Here is a 16,908-nt window from a genome sequence, read left to right as displayed (position 1 = left end):
ATACTAACCGGCAGAATTATTAGGTAACGAATAAGTTTGTTGTAAATAGTAATCAATAACTGGATCAAGAAATTCATCAGCAATGGGAAATTTTATGCCAGACGATTGGATCAAATGTAGTGTGTCAATATTAGCGAATTCTTGATTTTCTGATAAATAGTCCATAAAAATGAACAGCATCTTGGCAGATTGCTTTTTTCGTCTTAATGAAATGAATGCTGTTAATTTAATTATTGCATTTAACAAAAAGGTCGGTAGCGTAATATTGTTAGGAACTGATATATTTTGCGCTCTGAATTTTTTTTGTGCCATCACTTTTAGTTTTTCCAAAGGAACTGAAAATTCAGGTCCGGCGCACAAATGAAGAATCTTTCCTGTTGTTTTAGAAGTTAAGCTGGACCATATAATCACTTTAGCTACATAATCAACTGGCACTAGATCGACATGGCGTTGAGATAAGTCAGGAAGCAACCCACGCGTACGCCGACCCACAACGAATTCGATTAAATGATAGAAGATTTGGAAATATGGAATCCGGCCTGTTTGACTATGTCCAACTATCATACTAGGGCGATGTAAGGTAAGCGGTAGACCTTTTTTCACTTCTTGTTCTATTATCGCTTCTGCCTCAGCCTTAGACTGTTCGTAGGTGTTATGAAAAATTCTTGGCTGGTTGATCCATTCTTCAGGCAAAGGGCCCTGCCATCTGCCTCCTACTCCCACTGTGCTTATCAATTCAACCTTTTGTAGAATACCGTTTTGTTTACATAAACGCGCTAATTCCAAAATGTTTTCAGTGGCAACAACCGACGCTAGACGCGCATTTTTAATTGACAAGTTCATACGGACACTCGCTGCGCTGTGAATAATGTGCGTTACTACAGCGCTTAGATGTCCATATTCATGTAAATCAAGTCCAAAATTTACCTGTTCAGTATCACCACGAACAAAATCGACACGTCCTGTCATTTTGCTGGAATCTATATCTAAGAAGGAAAATAACCACCTGACCCGTTCTTGTAACGTAAATTCATCTTTTGCTCGAATCAGTACAATCAGCTTATCCGTGGTTTTCTTTATTATTTCTTCAACTATTGCACTACCTAGTGCGCCTGTCGCACCTGTAACAAAATAAGTATTCATATAAAAAGTAATAATGGTACAAATGTATCGTTCAGCTGGATTTGCTGACTATTCTGCAACCTAATAAAATCGGTTTCGAGTCGGGAAATATATAATGCGAAATTTTTCTTAATAGCATCACGCCGGAGTTTCATATTGACGGTCAACTCCCCGCGCTCAATGGTGAAACACTCAAAAGTAATAATAAATCCAATTGGACGCTGCGTTTTTGGTAATCGTTTTAGAACATTGCTGCATTCAGTTTGAAAAAAGCGGTTTCGAAAACCCAAATCTTTTTCATAGTTTTCTATTTCATTTCTTATATAAGAAGATTTGATCGCCTCGCTATATTTGCTTCCCTCAATGCTTAAGATTGCAGCAATTTTCCCGGAGTTTAATTGAAACACAATACACTGCTCTATATAATCAATTGCCTGGAACTGTTGTTCTATTCGCGCAGGCGAAATCCATTTTCCTTCTGGCGATTTAAAAACATCGGATTTTCTGCCTGTATGTACAAGAAATCCGTCATCGTCAAAAAATCCCAGGTCATTGGTGCACCAAAATTTATCAGCAGTGAATCTCCCGCTATCATGTCCAGATCTAATCTGGTATCCGTTGAAAACACCTGGTCCGCGAACCAGAATCTCCCCATCTTGTGCCAATTTTACATCGTTCGGTGAGAGTGGCCTGCCTACCGTTCCCAATTTTCTTTCTTCAGGGGTATTAATAGCGATCGGTATTATATTTTCGCTGACCCCATAAGCCTCCAATACCGGTATTCCAATGCTTTCAAACCATTCTAACAACCATACTGGCATGGCAGCAGATCCACTAATAAAATAACGCAACTGTGTGCCAAATACTCTGCGCAGGCGAGCCAGGATCAGTTTGTCGGCAACATTTCGTGTAGCAGTAGTCACAAATCTATTCTGTCTGGATGGCGGGTCTGCAAGCGCGTAATCACGACCTGCCTGCAAGGCCCACTTAACAATGTTTCTGACCGGTTTGACATAAGCCTCAATCTTGTTTTCAATTCCCGTTTGAATTCGGTTAAAAACTTTAGGAACACCAATCAGAATATGAGGATTGACAAATCCTATTTGTTTCATCAGTTCGCGAGGCTCGCTTAATATATAGCTTGTCGCACCAATTCTTATCGCCCAAAAATTAACGACCCGTTGAAAAAGATTAGCGAGAGGCAGCCAGCACAGAAATACTGATCCTTCTTTAAGGTCACTAAATTTTTTTGAAATAATCTCGACTGTAATGAAAACCTGTTCATGAGAGTATTGAATAGCTTTGGGCATGCCCGTTGTTCCAGAAGAAAATACTGTAATCGCGGTATCCTCTGGATCAGGTGCGGCAAGATTATGCCTGCACTGAGAAGCTCTCATGAGTATGTCTTTCATACTATGTTCACGCGCAACTTGCGGATTCCCGTCAAAAAAAATAATCAGCCTGAGTTGTTCACGCAGGGGTGCAGGAATTTTTAGTAAAGTTTCGCGATCCTGTACAAATAATATTGAAGGCTCCAGGTTACTTAATATATGATCTAACTGATCTGCAGTATAGTTCTGATCAACTCCCGCGACAGAAGCCGCCGCTGAAAGCGCTCCCATTTGTGCATACTCCCAATATAGCGAAGTTTGCGCCATTATTGCTATTTTGTCGCCTTTATCCACACCGGCTTCTATTAGAGCGGTGCGTACACGGTCTACATTTTCTTTAAACTCTGACCATTTGACCGGCTTCCAGCTTTGATCCTGGTGTAAAGTAAAATAAGCGGAAGCGTCAGGCGTTAAACTGCAGCGGTCTTCAAGTAGGCCTGTTACCGTTCTGCTATGGAAATAAGCTGCGCTTACCATTGATTATGACCTGAAAAGAAATTACGCCAATAGATTATTCAAGCTTTGGATCATATTTTCCTCGCGGCTCCGTTATTCGAAGATCACTTTCCTCCAGATCAAGCCATTTCATTTGTTGCGTTACATTACGCCCTAACAGCAGTTTGTTTTTGATAATGAAATTTACAATTGGCATCATGAAACGCCAATACAACTTGTTTGCCTTACCTTGCCGGATAAGCGCAGAAAACTCAGGCGCATATGGGTTATAGCCAAAATGCTTTAGGTCTGAATACATTAAAAGCCAATTAATGGGATAGTTACTGTGAATGGGGCTGGCGTGCGCACGCTTTTTGACAAGGCCAAGTTCGTGTACCTTACGTATAATTTCTTCCTGGTTATAGTCCCATACATGCAGTGGTGCAAGATAGCGGGGGAATTGTATTTCGGGCGGATAGCGCCGCGGATTCCAGAATCGCGCCAACTCGTCGTTCGTAAATTTCCCCGATTCTTTCAAACCAGGTGGAGTCCAGTCGGTTTCAGTGATAAGTTTACGTGAAAATTCATACGACATGCGTTCAGGCTCTGGTTGCCCGGGCGAATAGCCGGCAAGCACGAGAGGGATTCTCTTTTCAGTCGCTATTGCCAAGGCATCACCTTCAAACAGTGGTGCATATACATATGAGACACTGTATACAGCCCCGCGTTCTTCTTGGTTCATTAGCAAATACCGGAACAGTTTCCGGTAAAATTGATCAGAAGGACGGTAGACCAGATGGTCTATATCCAGCTTTTTGAGCGCACGCTGTATATTTGCCCAGGCTATGTCTGGAATATTGACATCCGTAGTAAAAGCGAGCACATTTAGGCGATATTTGGTTTTAAGCTGATGCAGAAGATAGAGGCTGTCTTTGCCGCCACTCAAGCAGACCAAAGCGTCGTATGTGCCGTCATTTTTCCGTCTGGTGAGTGCCTGTTCCAAATCAGCTGTGCGATTAAAGGGTGGCTCATCATACTCATCAGTACTTGATTGATTACTTTTATTCCTGCAAAAAGCACACATACCCGCTGAATCGATATCTGCATCTGGCGCTTCGGCAGGAAGCAGACAATGCTTGCACTTAATCATTTGAAAGAACCTCACATATTTTCATGTGGAAATTAATTTTAACAGATAAGGAAAGGCCGGAATGGAAAATCAAAATTTTTCTCAAACAAATACACCTTTATCAGCTTCAAGCAATCTTTCCTTCACATTGAATGAGGAAACATTTGAACAAGCAGTTTATGAAATGCGCAGCGTTATTGGAGAGAATAATGTAATTACAGGTGGTAATGAATTTAATTCCACTGCTCGAGCGACAATACCTGAACCAAAATCAATCAGTGCGGTAATCAGACCGGGGAACACAAACGAGGTTATGTCAATAATCAGAATTTCTCAGCAATTCGGTCTTCCGATTTGGCCGGTATCGCAAGGAAAAAACTGGGGGTATGGGTCTGCGACGCCAGTGCTGAATAAAACTGCGGTTTTAAAGCTCGATCGAATGAATAGAATTCTGGAGATTAACGAGGAACTTGCCTATGCTGTCATTGAACCGGGCGTCACATATCGCCAGCTCCGCCAGTTTCTTCAGGAGAACCACCCGGGGCTTTGGAGCGATTCCACAGACGGCCCCCCGGATGGCAGTGTAATCGGCAATGCTCTGGATCGAGGTCTTGGCGTCACGCATTATGCAGATCACTTTGGGACATTGTGTGGTTTAGAAGTTGTATTGCCAACAGGTGAGCTATTGCAAACCGGCGGAGGGCCGACTGGCTGCCGGACATGGCATACGCACAAATGGGGAGTAGGGCCGTCTATAGATGGTTTGTTCAGTCAATCCAATTTTGGAATCGTTACTAAGGCCGGTATATGGTTGATGCCAAAGCCGGAAAAATTTGTTTCGTTTACCTTCGATCTCTATGAAGAGAGTAATTTGCCACAATTAATCGATGCGCTGAGAGAACTCGCGCTAAAAAATATCCTGCAAAGCGCCACTCACATTGCAAATGACGTGGTCGCGCTTTCTGTACTTGACCAATACCCCGCCAGTTTACTTAGAGAGCATTCGCGTCTGCCGCCTGAAATTCTAGCCACGCTTTGCAATGCGCACGGAATAAAGAAATGGACTTTTGGCGGCGGTATCCAAGGTACTGCAAGCCAGATACGGATAGTAAAGCAGGAACTCAAAAAGAAAATTGCCAAAATGGGTTGCCTAACGTTTATAGATGACAAAGCAGCTGCAGTTGCAGGAAAGCTGGCTCATTACGCGAAACAACCTTTTATCGGCAAAATTATTGCAGCAACCGCAAAATTAGTGACCGGCAGGTCTGTATCGACGCTTGAAGCAGCGCCATATGTTCACTCAGTACTTCAGGGTATCCCTAGTGACTTTTTCGTCCGCCATGCCTATTTCAAATCCGACCTTCCAAAACCGGAAATATCTAACCCGGACCGCGATAATTGCGGGCTGATCTGGTTTGCTCCCATCGCGCCTATGAAAGGACAGTATGTTGAAGAAATTCTGGAAATTTGCCGGCCTTTGTTCGAACGATATGATTTTGATTTTTATGTCGCTTTGCTAGTCCAAAATGCGCGTTCCATGATTGTGCTCATGTCTATCTTTTTTCGCAAAGAGGACGAAACGCAAGTGGAAAATGCGAAACAGCTTTACGCGGCATTGAATAAAGCTGTGTCCCAGGCTGGATTCCAGCAGTATCGTATCGGTGTAAACGGTATGACAGAGCTTGTCAAAACCGCACCGGATTTTATACACTTTTTAAGTAAGATCAAATCATGTATTGATCCGTCTGGTATCCTTGCGCCCGGCAAATATGGAATTTACAAAAATGACAAAAATCAGGAATAATCACGTTACCAAAAAAAACGGTGGCACGCATGCCACCGTTTCAGTGATTAATCTGACCTAATAAACCTGAAATTTCTTAATCCGGTACATTTTGACTGTATTGTTGTTATATCAAAACTGTTAAAAAACTTCAGCTGCTCAGATTATTCTAAACAAAATCTAAATCCACACAGTTCTTAGTCGATTTTGCGGCGGCGTACGGCACCCAGACCCAGCAATCCCAAGCTCATCAATGCAAGCGAAGCAGGCTCGGGAATAAGCGCGCCCTGGAAATCATTTGCCACTGCGAAACCAGCATTAGCGGATGTTAAGTTCGTTCCACTGCCAATATATTTAACAGGATCAATGGTCCAGGTTTCTGTTTGGACATTCATATTAAAATCAAAAGTCCCGTGTTGAGTAACACCGGGAACGCCGGCAGCAATTACGTCGAGATCAGTCTGGGTATCGCTTGTAGTTGCTGTCCCCATATCCAGCGACATACGGAACATGCCATCTGTCGTATTGCCATATGCAGTAGCCGTATCCTGAGTTAATATGTTGAGGTTGTTAGCCGCATCTTCCCAGAACAGTACTGCCAAGTCCGTGTCGCTTAGGCCAAGACCGCCGCCGCCGACATTAAGACCGTTACCATTGTCTAGGCCGTCATTGACCAGATCGGTAATATCGCTCCAGATCGTCGCACTGCCTACCGCACTAAAATCAAGGTCGGCCAAGGTGCCGACGCCTGTAGGGGTAAGGGTTGTAACTTCAAATAGAAACATGCCTGTCAACTCGGTTCCACCACTATGGGTATCAAGCAGCGTGCCGTTGACAAAAGGGATATCGAATAGACCCAGAACAAAGTCACCTGTTGCCAGTGTTCCGGTTGTCAGAGGGGTATATCCTCCCATGCCATCTGGGCGAAAAACGAGTTCTCCGCTGTCGTCCTCTAAAATATTAAGCGCAGTGCCGCCTATCAACAGGTCATCTACGCCGGCATTAGCCGTACTTACTGCAAATACAGATGCCAAAGCCGCAGGAACAACCGCCTTTTTTAGAAAGCTTTCCATTTTTGTTTTCATTTAAATCTCCTTAATAAAGTTAGCTTGAATCAAATCTTAACTGATAAGCATCATGACTAACAACCAATCTTCATGAACTCTCACTGCTATATAAGCAAAACCCATGCCAAAAAAAATTTTTTTTTTAAAATCAATGAACTGTATATTTTCTTTTGTCTCGCATCCTGCTGGCATGTTGCTACTGTAAAAAATTTCGACAGATTTGCAAGCGAACAAAGTATACAGTTTCAAAATACTGAACCACGGCCGACTGGCGCCGGTAAATTCGGGCTTCGCTGGAAGCCGTCAATATATGTGCGAATGCTGTTCCAAATGCTGCAATGAAGCCATTGACGGCTATTTTACCACTTGTTGTACAGAAATAGTCGACACTGAAAAAATTCCTACTGAAAATTTATAAAACAGCGATACAACAAGATAAAAAACAGCGATTAGAATCTTGTATTCGCTATTCAGAAAATCCGGATCATGCCGGGTTGTTTCGGCTCATCGTCACAAACGGATGGTTTCTTCCATGTGTTTTTGGGAACTGGTCAGTATCCGCTCATCGTATGCCGCCGTTTGGAATTTCACTGCAATCCGGTGTACTGGTTATGCTCGATGAAGATCAGCGCGTTAAAATTGAACAGAATTCGCAAGCGTGGCATTCAATTTTTTCACATGAACAGCATCATATCACCAATGCCGATTAACTGTTTGGCTTGGCCAACTAATACAACCCGGTTGACTGTTAACCGGAATTTATTAAAGCTGTCAATAAATACTAATATGCAGCTGCCGCAACAGATTAGGCTGGGTTCGGGGAAGCAATTTCGCCGCTATTTTTACCCGGACCCAGCCGCTCAATCCGAAAAAAATTCGCGTGCTTTATCCATCCATGACTTGGCGCGCGGGCTATGGCGGGAATTGTCTTTCTGGCTGATGATTTCAAGCTCTTCAAGCAGTTCTTTTTGACGCGCGGTCAGTTTCACAGGCGTTTCGACAATCACATGACAAAGCAGGTCTCCCTTGGCGTGACTGCGCACACCTTTAATGCCTTTGCCACGTAAGCGGAATATCTTGCCGGTTTGTGTTTCGGCCGGCACTTTGATTTTTGCATGTCCCTCCAGGGTCGGCACTTCGATTTCGCCGCCAAGTGCTGCAGTCGTAAAACTGATTGGTATTTCGCAGTGCAGATGATCACCGTCGCGATGGAAAACAGAATGCGACGCCAGATGTATGACGACATACAAATCACCCGGCGGCCCGCCATTTGTTCCGGCTTCGCCTTCGCCTGCGATGCGGATACGATCACCGTCATCAACACCGGCTGGGATTTTCACGTTCAGAGTCTTGTGCCGCTTCACCCGTCCGGCGCCATGACAGGTACTACAGGGATCTGTGATGATTTTACCGTTGCCGTGACACTTGGGGCAGGTCTGCTGAATCGAAAAAAATCCCTGTTGCATTCTGACTTGACCGTGGCCGTGACAGGTCGGGCAGGTTTGGGGCCTGTTGCCCGGCTTGCTGCCTTCTCCATGGCAGGCGTCACAGGTATCCATTGTCGGAATACGGATTTTTGTTTCAGTGCCGTGAGCAGCCTGTTCCAGCGAAACCTCAAGGCTGTACCGTAAATCTGAGCCTCTGTGCACGCTTGAACGTCCGCTGCGCCCGCTAAAAATATCACCGAAAATGTCGCCAAACGCTTCGGCAAACCCCTGGGCGCTGCCTGCACCGGCGCCGGCCGTGCCCGTATCAACACCCGCGTGACCGAACTGATCATAGGCGGCGCGTTTATTTGGATCAGATAAAATTTCATAAGCCTCCTTGGCTTCCTTGAACAATTCTTCTGATTTTGCATTACCCGCGTTACGGTCAGGGTGATGCTGCATTGCCAATTTCCGGTAGGCTTTTTTTATTGCACTGTCGTCAGCATCACGGTTGATGCCAAGAATTTCATAATAGTCGCGTTTAGCCATATTTAGTTTCTACTACCACCTTGATTTGAGTTCTGATACCGGCCCTAATTCGAATATCCATCACTTTGTGAACAAATACCAAAACGCAGAGCACGGAAAAGAACTTTTTATGTCCTTTTTTCGTCTCTGCGCTTGTGGCAGGTGATCAATAAAATTTATTTCTTATCCTTAACTTCCTCAAACTCAGCGTCAACAACGTCGCCTTCTACAGATTTCTCGCCGCTTCCCGAAGAGGACGCTCCTGCTCCCGCCCCTGCTCCGGATTGTTGCGATGGCTGTTCCTGATTTTGATACATTTTTTCAGCCAGCTTATGCGAAGCTTCTGTCAATGCCTGGGTTTTTGCATCGATCTCATCTTTATTATCCGATTTCAATGCTTCTTCTGCATCTTTCAGCGCCGCCTCGATTTTTGATTTCTCGTCTTCATCCAATTGATCGCCATGATCTGTTAGCGATTTTTTCACTGAGTGAATAATGGCGTCGCATTGATTGCGGCTTGAAACCAGTTCCAGAATTTTGTGATCCTCTTCTGCATGCGCCTCGGCATCCTTAACCATGCGGTCGATTTCGCTCTCCGACAAGCCTGAGCTGGCCTGGATTTTGATCTTGTTTTCCTTGCCTGTCGCTTTATCCTTTGCCGATACATGCAAAATTCCATTGGCATCGATATCAAACGCGACTTCAATTTGCGGCATCCCGCGCGGTGACGGCGGAATATCCGTCAAATTGAATTGTCCCAGGCTCTTGTTGCCGGAAGCCATTTCACGCTCACCTTGCAACACATGGATGGTAACCGCCGTCTGATTGTCCTCCGCGGTTGAAAAAACCTGTTGCGCTTTGGTTGGAATCGTCGTGTTTTTAGGAATCAGTTTGGTCATGACGCCGCCCAGTGTTTCGATACCGAGTGACAACGGCGTCACATCAAGCAACAATACATCTTTGACATCGCCCTGCAGCACGCCGCCCTGAATTGCGGCACCCACTGCGACTGCTTCATCCGGATTGACGTCCTTGCGCGGCTCTTTGCCAAAAATCTCATTGACCTTTTCCTGAACTTTCGGCATCCGGGTCTGACCGCCGACCAGGATCACATCATCAATTTCCGATGCCGACACACCTGCGTCTTTCATCGCAATACGGCAGGGTTCCGCTGTACGCTCAATCAGTTCCTCAACCAGGCTTTCCAGCTTGGCGCGCGTAATTTTGATCGCCATATGCTTGGGTCCGCTTGCGTCCGCTGTAATATATGGCAGATTCACTTCGGTCTGCTGACTTGAAGACAATTCAATTTTGGTTTTTTCCGCCGCGTCTTTCAGGCGTTGCAGTGCCAGCATGTCCTGTTTCAGGTCGATGCCGCTCTCTTTTTTAAATTCATCAACCAGATATTCAATAACGCGTGAATCGAAATCTTCACCGCCAAGGAACGTATCGCCATTGGTTGCCAGTACTTCAAACTGATGCTCGCCTTCGACCTCGGCAATTTCGATAATGGAAATGTCAAAGGTGCCACCCCCGAGATCATATACTGCGATTTTACGGTCTCCCTCTTTTTTATCCAGACCAAAAGCCAATGCAGCCGCTGTCGGTTCATTAATGATTCGTTTGACTTCCAGTCCGGCGATTTTGCCGGCATCCTTGGTGGCTTGACGCTGAGAGTCATTAAAATATGCAGGTACAGTAATCACCGCTTCCGTTACCGTTTCGCCCAGATAATCTTCTGCGGTTTTTTTCATTTTTTTCAATACCTGCGCAGAAACCTCCGGCGGCGCTATTTTTTTGTCGCGCACTTCAACCCACGCGTCGTTATTACTGGCCTTGATGATTTTATAGGGCACCATTTTGATATCTTTTTGTACCATATCCTCATCAAAACGGCGGCCGATCAGGCGTTTTACCGCAAACAGGGTGTTTTGGGGATTTGTAACCGCCTGACGTTTGGCTGATGCGCCAACCAGAATCTCGTTGTCTTCCGTATAGGCAACGATCGACGGCGTTGTACGGGTTCCCTCCGAGTTTTCTATCACTTTGGGCTTGCCGCTTTCCATAATCGCCACACAGGAATTGGTCGTACCCAGATCGATACCAATAATTTTTGCCATGTTTGGATCCTTATAAACTGTCTATGAATTAATCAGATAAATGGAGATACATTGTTAAATTTCAAGCTGGATCAGGCATCTTTTGCCTTGGAAACCATCACAAGCGCCGGACGAATCACTCTGTCATGCAGCTTGTAACCCTTTTGCATCACCTGCACCACAGTATTGGGCTCTTGTTCGGAATCGGCGGTGCACATCGCCTGATGCTGATGCGGATCGAACTTCTCACCCACCGGGTCAATCACTGCGATATTGAACTTATTAAACACAGCGGTTAATTGTTTTTGAGTCAGCTCCATGCCGTTCTTGTAATTTTCAACGCTGGCGTTATCAACTGCCAGTGCGGCTTCCAGACTGTCCATGACAGTCAGCAATTCAGTGGAAAAATTCTCAACCGCGTACTTGTGTGCATTAGCGACATCGTTTTGTGCGCGCTTACGGATGTTTTCAGTTTCTGCTTTAGCGCGCATCCAGGCTTCATGGAGTTCTGCAGCCTTATCTTCAGCCGCTTTCAATCGCTGCTCCGGATCGGGCTGCGCTTCTGGTGCTGCTTCATTCTCTCCGGTTACATGTGCTACCTGTATCGTTTCATCAACAGCTTCGGTTGCACCAATATGTTGATTGTCTGACACGTTTTCAGATTCATTCGGCTGTGTATCTTGCGGATTCCGTGAATTTTGCATCGTTCCTCCTAATGATTATCAGGGGATTGTTGGGACAATTTCCGGGATTTCAAGTTTTTTGTGAGAAATTTAACCGATGCGGTTAATTATGGGCGCCAGTTAACAACTGTATAGTAATATCGGCCATCTAATCAATTGCTATTCTATGCGCCAGCTCGCTTGCGCGTCCTGTGTAATTTTGCGGAGTCATGGCAAGCAATTGGTTTTTCTCTGTTTCAGGAATCGGTAAATTACGAATAAAATGATGAAGTTCTTCCCGGGTGATGCCTTGCTTGCCGCGCGTCAACGCCTTTAATTGTTCGTAGGGGTTCGCAATGGCATAGCGACGCATGATCGTCTGTATCGGTTCGGCGAGCACTTCCCAGGCGTTGTTCAGGTCGTGCAACAACAGATCCGGATTGGCTTCCAGTTTATTCAACCCCTTGGCGCAGGAATCATAGGCAAGTAGTGTATGACCCAATGCTACGCCCATGTTGCGCAACACAGTAGAATCCGTCAGGTCCCGCTGCCAGCGGGAAACTGGAAGCTTTTCGCTCAAATGCCGCAGCAATGCATTGGCAATACCCAGATTGCCTTCAGCATTCTCAAAATCAATAGGATTGACTTTATGCGGCATGGTCGATGAACCGACTTCATCCGCCTTTGTTTTTTGTCTGAAATAACCCAGTGAGATATATCCCCAGATATCGCGGCTCATGTCTAGCAAAATTGTGTTTATGCGCCCATAAGCATCAAACAGCTCCGCGATCGTGTCATGCGGTTCAATCTGCGTTGTATAGGGGTTAAATGTCAAACCGAGCGATTCTACAAATGAACAAGAGAAACGTTCCCAGTCCAGATACGGGTAAGCAGACATGTGCGCATTGTAATTACCGACTGCGCCATTGATTTTGCCCAGTATGGATATGCCTGAAAGCTGTTTTTTTGTACGCTGCAAGCGATAGACGAAATTGGCAATTTCTTTACCCATCGTTGTCGGCGTCGCGGGCTGGCCATGCGTACGCGCCAGCATCGGCGCATCGGCAAGTTGATGCGCCAGCTCGGACAGCCTGGTGATGATTGTGCCCAGTGCCGGCAGCATTACTTGGTCAAGACTGTCTTTCAGCATCAGGCCGTGCGACAGATTATTGATATCCTCGGAGGTGCAGGCAAAATGGATAAATTCTGCCGCGCTGCTTATTTCACTGTTATCTGCCAGTGTTTGCTTCAACCAGTATTCCACCGCCTTGACATCATGATTGGTCGTCGCCTCAATCTTTTTTACGGCCTCGGCGTCTGATACCGAAAATTCCTCCACCAGATGATCGAGCCGTTTACACGTTTTATCTGAAAACGGTTGTATCTCGGTAATCTCAGGCGCATTACCCAATGCTCTAAGCCATGCCACTTCAACCTGGACGCGAAAGCGTATTAATGCAAATTCGCTGAAATACGACTGCAAAGATGCTACCTTTTTCTGGTATCTGCCGTCCAATGGCGACAGGGCGGTAATGGAGGAACAATGCATAACATTCTCACATCAGTCAAAGATAATGAAGATGCGGATTTTAACATGGCATGCTTATTAGCATATTGCAACCTGACGGCGCGATAAATTCAGAAGCCGGAACTTTCTGAAACCGGCACAAAACTGCCGTCAACATTGACCCAGACTTCACCCGTTACCGGGTTGTTGATAACTGCCGCATCGGTAGCAAAGCAATCTGCTACCTGCCGGTTAATGCTCGAGGAGACTGTCGACACTGTAACCGGCGGATTGATTGTGATACCGAAACCACTGGGGAAACCTGATAGCTGCCCGGTCAAATCATAACAAATATCGGTATTCACGACCAGATTGATCAGGTCTGCTGGCGCATCAACTATGCAACTTGATAAGTTCTGCATAAAAGAAGCCAGCGGATTCGGAAAATCAGGCGAATCAATCGTAATCCCCGTTGTTTGAAACGAATTAACTTCAACCGTACTTAATACTGAAATGCCGGTCGGGTTAGGGGGGGGCAGGTGACTCACAAAAGTCGGCACTTTCCGGATCATCAATCACTACACATTGCCCATTTGTTGTAATGTTGACGACGCTGCCGCTCTGGGTGAGTACCATGCTTTGTGGAATTTCTGTCGTTCCGCGGCATGCCGGTACGCTTCCGTTGCCCCCTTCACTTTGTATTTGCGTCAATAGATTGGGCAGGGTGGCGATAAACGTCGGGCTATCCGTTCCCCATGGTCCGCCCAGCACATACACCGCATCATTTTTTATGCCTGTGTATATTCCTGTTGATGGATAAAACCTGAATGCCCAGGGATCAATTATTTGTGTCGTTCGATGTTCTGGAAATAACCCGGGGAAATTATTTTCAGCCCAATTGAAAACAGTCTCAATTTCGCTGGTTGCCGCAGCGGAAAGCGGACTGGGGCTAAACAGCAGTCCCAGCAAATACGCTGTTGAAATCCATGCCCTGGTACATTGTTTCATCATCATCCCCTCTTTATAAAAAACCCTTTAACATGCTTTACCGACCGGTCATTCAGAACAGCCTGCCAAGCCATCATGGCTAATTGCAGGATTTTGATTATCCGCAAACGGATTTCATGACTGCAGTTTTTCGTTAGTCATGGTATTGTAAAGTAGCGCGTATGTGTAAAATATCCGGTTTGGTGGATTTATTTAATCGCATAATCGGCAACCCGCCAGGTGGCATCCTTTTCTTTCGCGAGAGTGACTGTTTCCAGCGCTAACGTTCGATCCTTGAAAGTCGTGTAAAACTGAAGCACTACGTATTCGCCTTCGGGCAACCCGGACAGCTTCTTTGCTTGACTTGCGGTCGCAATATATCTGGCTTCCATTGCGCCGAGTGGTTTTCTGATGTCACCGGCTTTTTTAAGCCAGTCAGACTCAGTCATTTTTCCCCGAAAGTGTGGAGATGAATTTCTCCAGCTTTCCGCGTACCGGCCGTCATCGTTCAAACCCAGCCAGGCGCGCGCGCTGTTTTCAATTTCTTCAAGAAAGTTCTGTTCTTCAGCGCTGACCAGATTCACACACAAAGTCAAAATCCATAGCGCCATCAATTGCTTTAACATTCGATACCTCAACGAGTGATTCAATACTTAGGAGTCGTTCATAAATAACTGTAACACTTGGATCGCATCTGGCGGGCACGCTGCGGTGTTGTTCGTCGTCGCCATAGCCTGTGCCATGACTCATCCTCCCGCCTTGCATTGCATCCTGCCAGACGCGCGCAATTGTCACACTTATTTATTCGCGGCTCCTTATAAGTCTATTTTAAACCGGCACGGTCATCCAGCAGGTCTACTCGACAATAATGCCGCCACCTAAGCATACCTTGCTTTCATAAACCACCACAGACTGTCCGGGTGTTACTGCCCACTGAGTCTGTGCAAAATCAATCCGGCAACATGCGCTACTGAAACCGGCAATGGTACAGGGCGCATCTTTCTGGCGGTATCGCGTTTTGGCGGCATAAACCCAGTCACAGTGCGGCCTTTCGCCGCTAATCCAGGTTAGGTCCGTTGCCGTAAGAGACGGCTGCAATAAACTGGGATGGTCATGACCCTGAACGACGACCAAGACGTTTTCAGCCGGTTTTTTTTCACAAACGAACCAGGGGTCTTCCGTGCCGCCTCGCTTGCCGCCAATGCCTAATCCTTGCCGCTGTCCGATGGTATAGTACATCAGGCCAAGATGCCTGCCGACGACATCGCCTTCGGGCGTTTGAATCTCGCCGGGTTCGTGTGGCAAATAACGGTTTAAAAATTCACGGAACGGCCGCTCGCCTATGAAACAGATGCCGGTACTGTCTTTTTTAGCGTAATTGGGAAGTTTCAGGTCGCTTGCAATCTTGCGTACCTCGCGTTTATACAGGTGACCTATCGGAAACAAAGTTCTGGCAAGCTGTTTCTGGTTCAGACGGTACAGGAAATAACTCTGGTCTTTGGTTCCGTCTTCTCCTTTGAGTAATTGAAATGCGCCGTTGAATGTTCTTAGCTGTGCATAATGTCCCGTCGCTATATAATCGGCGCCTAATTGATACGCATGATCGAGAAATGCCTTGAATTTGATCTCGGCATTACACAGCACGTCGGGATTAGGCGTGCGTCCGGCTTTGTATTCCGCCAGAAAATTGGAAAAAACGCGGTCTTTATATGCGTCTGAAAAATTAACCGTTTCAATAGGAATATCCAGTATATCCGCTACAGAAACTGCATCCAGAAAGTCCTGCCGCGAAGAGCAATAGGTGTCGGTGTCATCGTCTTCCCAGTTTTTCATAAACAGGCCGGTAACAGTATAACCCTGCTGCTTGAGCAAGTAGGCGGCAACTGATGAATCTACACCACCCGACATGCCCACGATCACGTGCTTTTTTTTCATCACGTCAGGTCAAAGTTGTAATGCGTCAATATCTCAAGCGGATAACGCTTGTTGGCAGAAAAGTCCTGAATACACTGTTTCACAAGGGGGCTTCGGTGACGCATGGTTAATTCTTCAATTTGCGGCATAGCGTACCAGCCCGCATTTACAATGCATGCCTCACGAACATAATCCGGATCAAAATCGGAAACATCACCTGAAAAAGCGAAACGCAGGTAAGTGGTATTATTATCACTGGAATGCCAGTGATATATTCCTATCAGCCATTCTGGCGTGAACGTGTAACCGGTCTCTTCCAGTGTTTCCCTTACGACAGCCTGAATCAGTGATTCACCTGCTTCCAGATGCCCGGCAGGCTGGTTCAGTAGCGTGATCGCCCCTGGTGATACAGTTTCTTCCACCAGTAAAAACTTATTCTCCTGCTCAGCAACGGCAGCGACGGTTACATTCGGCTTCCAAATCATCATCTCTCAGTAGTTTAATCGCGTGGTTTAAATATATATAAATTTTTGCTTTATGATTTTCCAGATAGTGTATCGTTTTTTATTATTCGGGACAGAACTTATCAATGAGAGTAAAAGTAGTCAGCAAATACCACCTGATATTTCATCAGCGTTTTTAATGCAGAAGTTACAGCCTGGACTGCAATAATGTGGAGTGTTAATATTGCAAACGCAGGATAAAAAAGTAAAATAGCAGCGTGATATTTTAAATCAGCTATTTCGTCATGGCCTTAAATATAATTACGATCATGATTAAGTGTTGCAGATTTAAAGTAATGTCGCATTATCTGGGAGCACTCAGGCGGGGTAATTGAATTAATTAAGGAGAGAGGA

The 16,908-nt window shown here is 45.7% G+C and carries 16 protein-coding genes; 2 read left to right on the top strand and 14 right to left on the bottom strand.

The genetic code is table 11. The features are described 5' to 3' along the window. Positions 1–3: 3 nt before the first annotated feature. From BMY60_RS08425 to BMY60_RS08415, 3 genes are read right to left on the bottom strand one after another with little or no spacing between them, the layout of a single operon-like run. Positions 4–1,143, bottom strand: coding sequence for an SDR family oxidoreductase (locus BMY60_RS08425; RefSeq protein WP_090332875.1), 1,140 nt, complete (start codon positions 1,141–1,143; stop codon positions 4–6). After that, positions 1,140–2,990, bottom strand: coding sequence for an AMP-dependent synthetase/ligase (locus BMY60_RS08420; RefSeq protein ID WP_090332874.1), 1,851 nt, complete (start codon positions 2,988–2,990; stop codon positions 1,140–1,142). The genes BMY60_RS08425 and BMY60_RS08420 overlap by 4 nt, the downstream gene beginning before the upstream one ends. Positions 2,991–3,024: 34 nt before the next feature. Then, on the bottom strand, positions 3,025–4,098 hold the full coding sequence (locus BMY60_RS08415) for an adenine nucleotide alpha hydrolase family protein (RefSeq protein WP_090332872.1): 1,074 nt from the start codon (positions 4,096–4,098) through the stop codon (positions 3,025–3,027). 61 nt (positions 4,099–4,159) lie between these two features. Between BMY60_RS08415 and BMY60_RS08410 the strand changes: the two genes are divergently transcribed. Beyond that, a complete protein-coding gene (locus BMY60_RS08410) occupies positions 4,160–5,881 on the top strand; it encodes an FAD-binding oxidoreductase (protein WP_090332871.1) in 1,722 nt (573 codons plus the stop codon). A 176-nt stretch (positions 5,882–6,057) separates the two neighbouring features. Here BMY60_RS08410 and BMY60_RS16010 read toward each other — a convergent pair whose 3' ends face one another. Further along, positions 6,058–6,945, bottom strand: coding sequence for a PEP-CTERM sorting domain-containing protein (locus BMY60_RS16010; RefSeq protein ID WP_090332869.1), 888 nt, complete (start codon positions 6,943–6,945; stop codon positions 6,058–6,060). Between the two features lie 551 nt (positions 6,946–7,496). Here BMY60_RS16010 and BMY60_RS15745 point away from each other — a divergent pair. Beyond that, on the top strand, positions 7,497–7,637 hold the full coding sequence (locus BMY60_RS15745) for a hypothetical protein (RefSeq protein WP_177166634.1): 141 nt from the start codon (positions 7,497–7,499) through the stop codon (positions 7,635–7,637). 150 nt (positions 7,638–7,787) lie between these two features. Here the strand turns inward: BMY60_RS15745 and dnaJ are convergent, their stop codons facing one another. From dnaJ to BMY60_RS08355, 10 genes are all read right to left on the bottom strand, one after another. Then, complete coding sequence (gene dnaJ, locus BMY60_RS08395) at positions 7,788–8,903, bottom strand: molecular chaperone DnaJ (RefSeq protein WP_090332866.1); 1,116 nt, start codon at positions 8,901–8,903, stop codon at positions 7,788–7,790. A 155-nt stretch (positions 8,904–9,058) separates the two neighbouring features. Then, positions 9,059–11,002, bottom strand: a complete 1,944-nt coding sequence (gene dnaK / locus BMY60_RS08390; RefSeq protein WP_090332865.1) for a molecular chaperone DnaK — start codon at positions 11,000–11,002, stop codon at positions 9,059–9,061. A gap of 71 nt (positions 11,003–11,073) precedes the next feature. Next, on the bottom strand, positions 11,074–11,685 hold the full coding sequence (gene grpE / locus BMY60_RS08385; protein WP_090332863.1) for a nucleotide exchange factor GrpE: 612 nt from the start codon (positions 11,683–11,685) through the stop codon (positions 11,074–11,076). 127 nt (positions 11,686–11,812) lie between these two features. Next, a complete protein-coding gene (gene purB / locus BMY60_RS08380; protein ID WP_090332862.1) occupies positions 11,813–13,192 on the bottom strand; it encodes an adenylosuccinate lyase in 1,380 nt (459 codons plus the stop codon). A gap of 89 nt (positions 13,193–13,281) precedes the next feature. Further along, a complete protein-coding gene (locus BMY60_RS08375) occupies positions 13,282–13,698 on the bottom strand; it encodes a hypothetical protein (RefSeq protein WP_090332860.1) in 417 nt (138 codons plus the stop codon). Then, complete coding sequence (locus BMY60_RS08370; protein WP_090332859.1) at positions 13,676–14,161, bottom strand: hypothetical protein; 486 nt, start codon at positions 14,159–14,161, stop codon at positions 13,676–13,678. Before BMY60_RS08370 ends, BMY60_RS08375 begins: the two co-directional genes overlap by 23 nt. A 185-nt stretch (positions 14,162–14,346) precedes the next feature. Beyond that, positions 14,347–14,748 (bottom strand): DUF4019 domain-containing protein, encoded by a 402-nt coding sequence (locus BMY60_RS08365; RefSeq protein ID WP_256250767.1) that lies wholly within the window; start codon positions 14,746–14,748, stop codon positions 14,347–14,349. Beyond that, the gene (locus tag BMY60_RS15370; protein ID WP_143057401.1) at positions 14,702–14,887 is read right to left on the bottom strand and encodes a hypothetical protein; all 186 of its coding nucleotides are present in this window, start codon (positions 14,885–14,887) and stop codon (positions 14,702–14,704) included. The genes BMY60_RS08365 and BMY60_RS15370 overlap by 47 nt, the downstream gene beginning before the upstream one ends. 105 nt (positions 14,888–14,992) lie before the next feature. Next, positions 14,993–16,072 (bottom strand): tRNA 2-thiouridine(34) synthase MnmA, encoded by a 1,080-nt coding sequence (gene mnmA, locus BMY60_RS08360; RefSeq protein WP_090332856.1) that lies wholly within the window; start codon positions 16,070–16,072, stop codon positions 14,993–14,995. Beyond that, entirely contained in the window at positions 16,072–16,539 is a 468-nt protein-coding gene (locus BMY60_RS08355) for an NUDIX hydrolase (protein ID WP_371264203.1), read from the bottom strand. Before BMY60_RS08355 ends, mnmA begins: the two co-directional genes overlap by 1 nt. Positions 16,540–16,908 lie beyond the last annotated feature (369 nt).

Origin of the sequence: Nitrosomonas sp. Nm51, assembly GCF_900111165.1 — a bacterium.
Classification (GTDB): domain Bacteria; phylum Pseudomonadota; class Gammaproteobacteria; order Burkholderiales; family Nitrosomonadaceae; genus Nitrosomonas.
The sequence above is the reverse complement of the archived record's forward strand: the minus strand, read 5'-3'. Positions and strand labels throughout refer to the sequence as shown.

Coding starts and splice junctions, on each gene's coding strand:
- BMY60_RS08415 (WP_090332872.1), bottom strand. CDS start 4,098: ATGATTAAGTGCAAGCATTGTCTGCTTCCTGCCGAAGCGCCAGATGCA.
- dnaJ (WP_090332866.1), bottom strand. CDS start 8,903: ATGGCTAAACGCGACTATTATGAAATTCTTGGCATCAACCGTGATGCT.
- BMY60_RS15745 (WP_177166634.1), top strand. CDS start 7,497: ATGCCGCCGTTTGGAATTTCACTGCAATCCGGTGTACTGGTTATGCTC.
- BMY60_RS08355 (WP_371264203.1), bottom strand. CDS start 16,539: ATGATGATTTGGAAGCCGAATGTAACCGTCGCTGCCGTTGCTGAGCAG.
- purB (WP_090332862.1), bottom strand. CDS start 13,192: ATGCATTGTTCCTCCATTACCGCCCTGTCGCCATTGGACGGCAGATAC.
- BMY60_RS08425 (WP_090332875.1), bottom strand. CDS start 1,143: ATGAATACTTATTTTGTTACAGGTGCGACAGGCGCACTAGGTAGTGCA.
- BMY60_RS08410 (WP_090332871.1), top strand. CDS start 4,160: ATGGAAAATCAAAATTTTTCTCAAACAAATACACCTTTATCAGCTTCA.
- BMY60_RS08365 (WP_256250767.1), bottom strand. CDS start 14,748: ATGGCGCTATGGATTTTGACTTTGTGTGTGAATCTGGTCAGCGCTGAA.
- BMY60_RS08370 (WP_090332859.1), bottom strand. CDS start 14,161: ATGATGAAACAATGTACCAGGGCATGGATTTCAACAGCGTATTTGCTG.
- mnmA (WP_090332856.1), bottom strand. CDS start 16,072: ATGAAAAAAAAGCACGTGATCGTGGGCATGTCGGGTGGTGTAGATTCA.
- BMY60_RS16010 (WP_090332869.1), bottom strand. CDS start 6,945: ATGAAAACAAAAATGGAAAGCTTTCTAAAAAAGGCGGTTGTTCCTGCG.
- grpE (WP_090332863.1), bottom strand. CDS start 11,685: ATGCAAAATTCACGGAATCCGCAAGATACACAGCCGAATGAATCTGAA.
- BMY60_RS15370 (WP_143057401.1), bottom strand. CDS start 14,887: ATGAGTCATGGCACAGGCTATGGCGACGACGAACAACACCGCAGCGTG.
- BMY60_RS08420 (WP_090332874.1), bottom strand. CDS start 2,990: ATGGTAAGCGCAGCTTATTTCCATAGCAGAACGGTAACAGGCCTACTT.
- dnaK (WP_090332865.1), bottom strand. CDS start 11,002: ATGGCAAAAATTATTGGTATCGATCTGGGTACGACCAATTCCTGTGTG.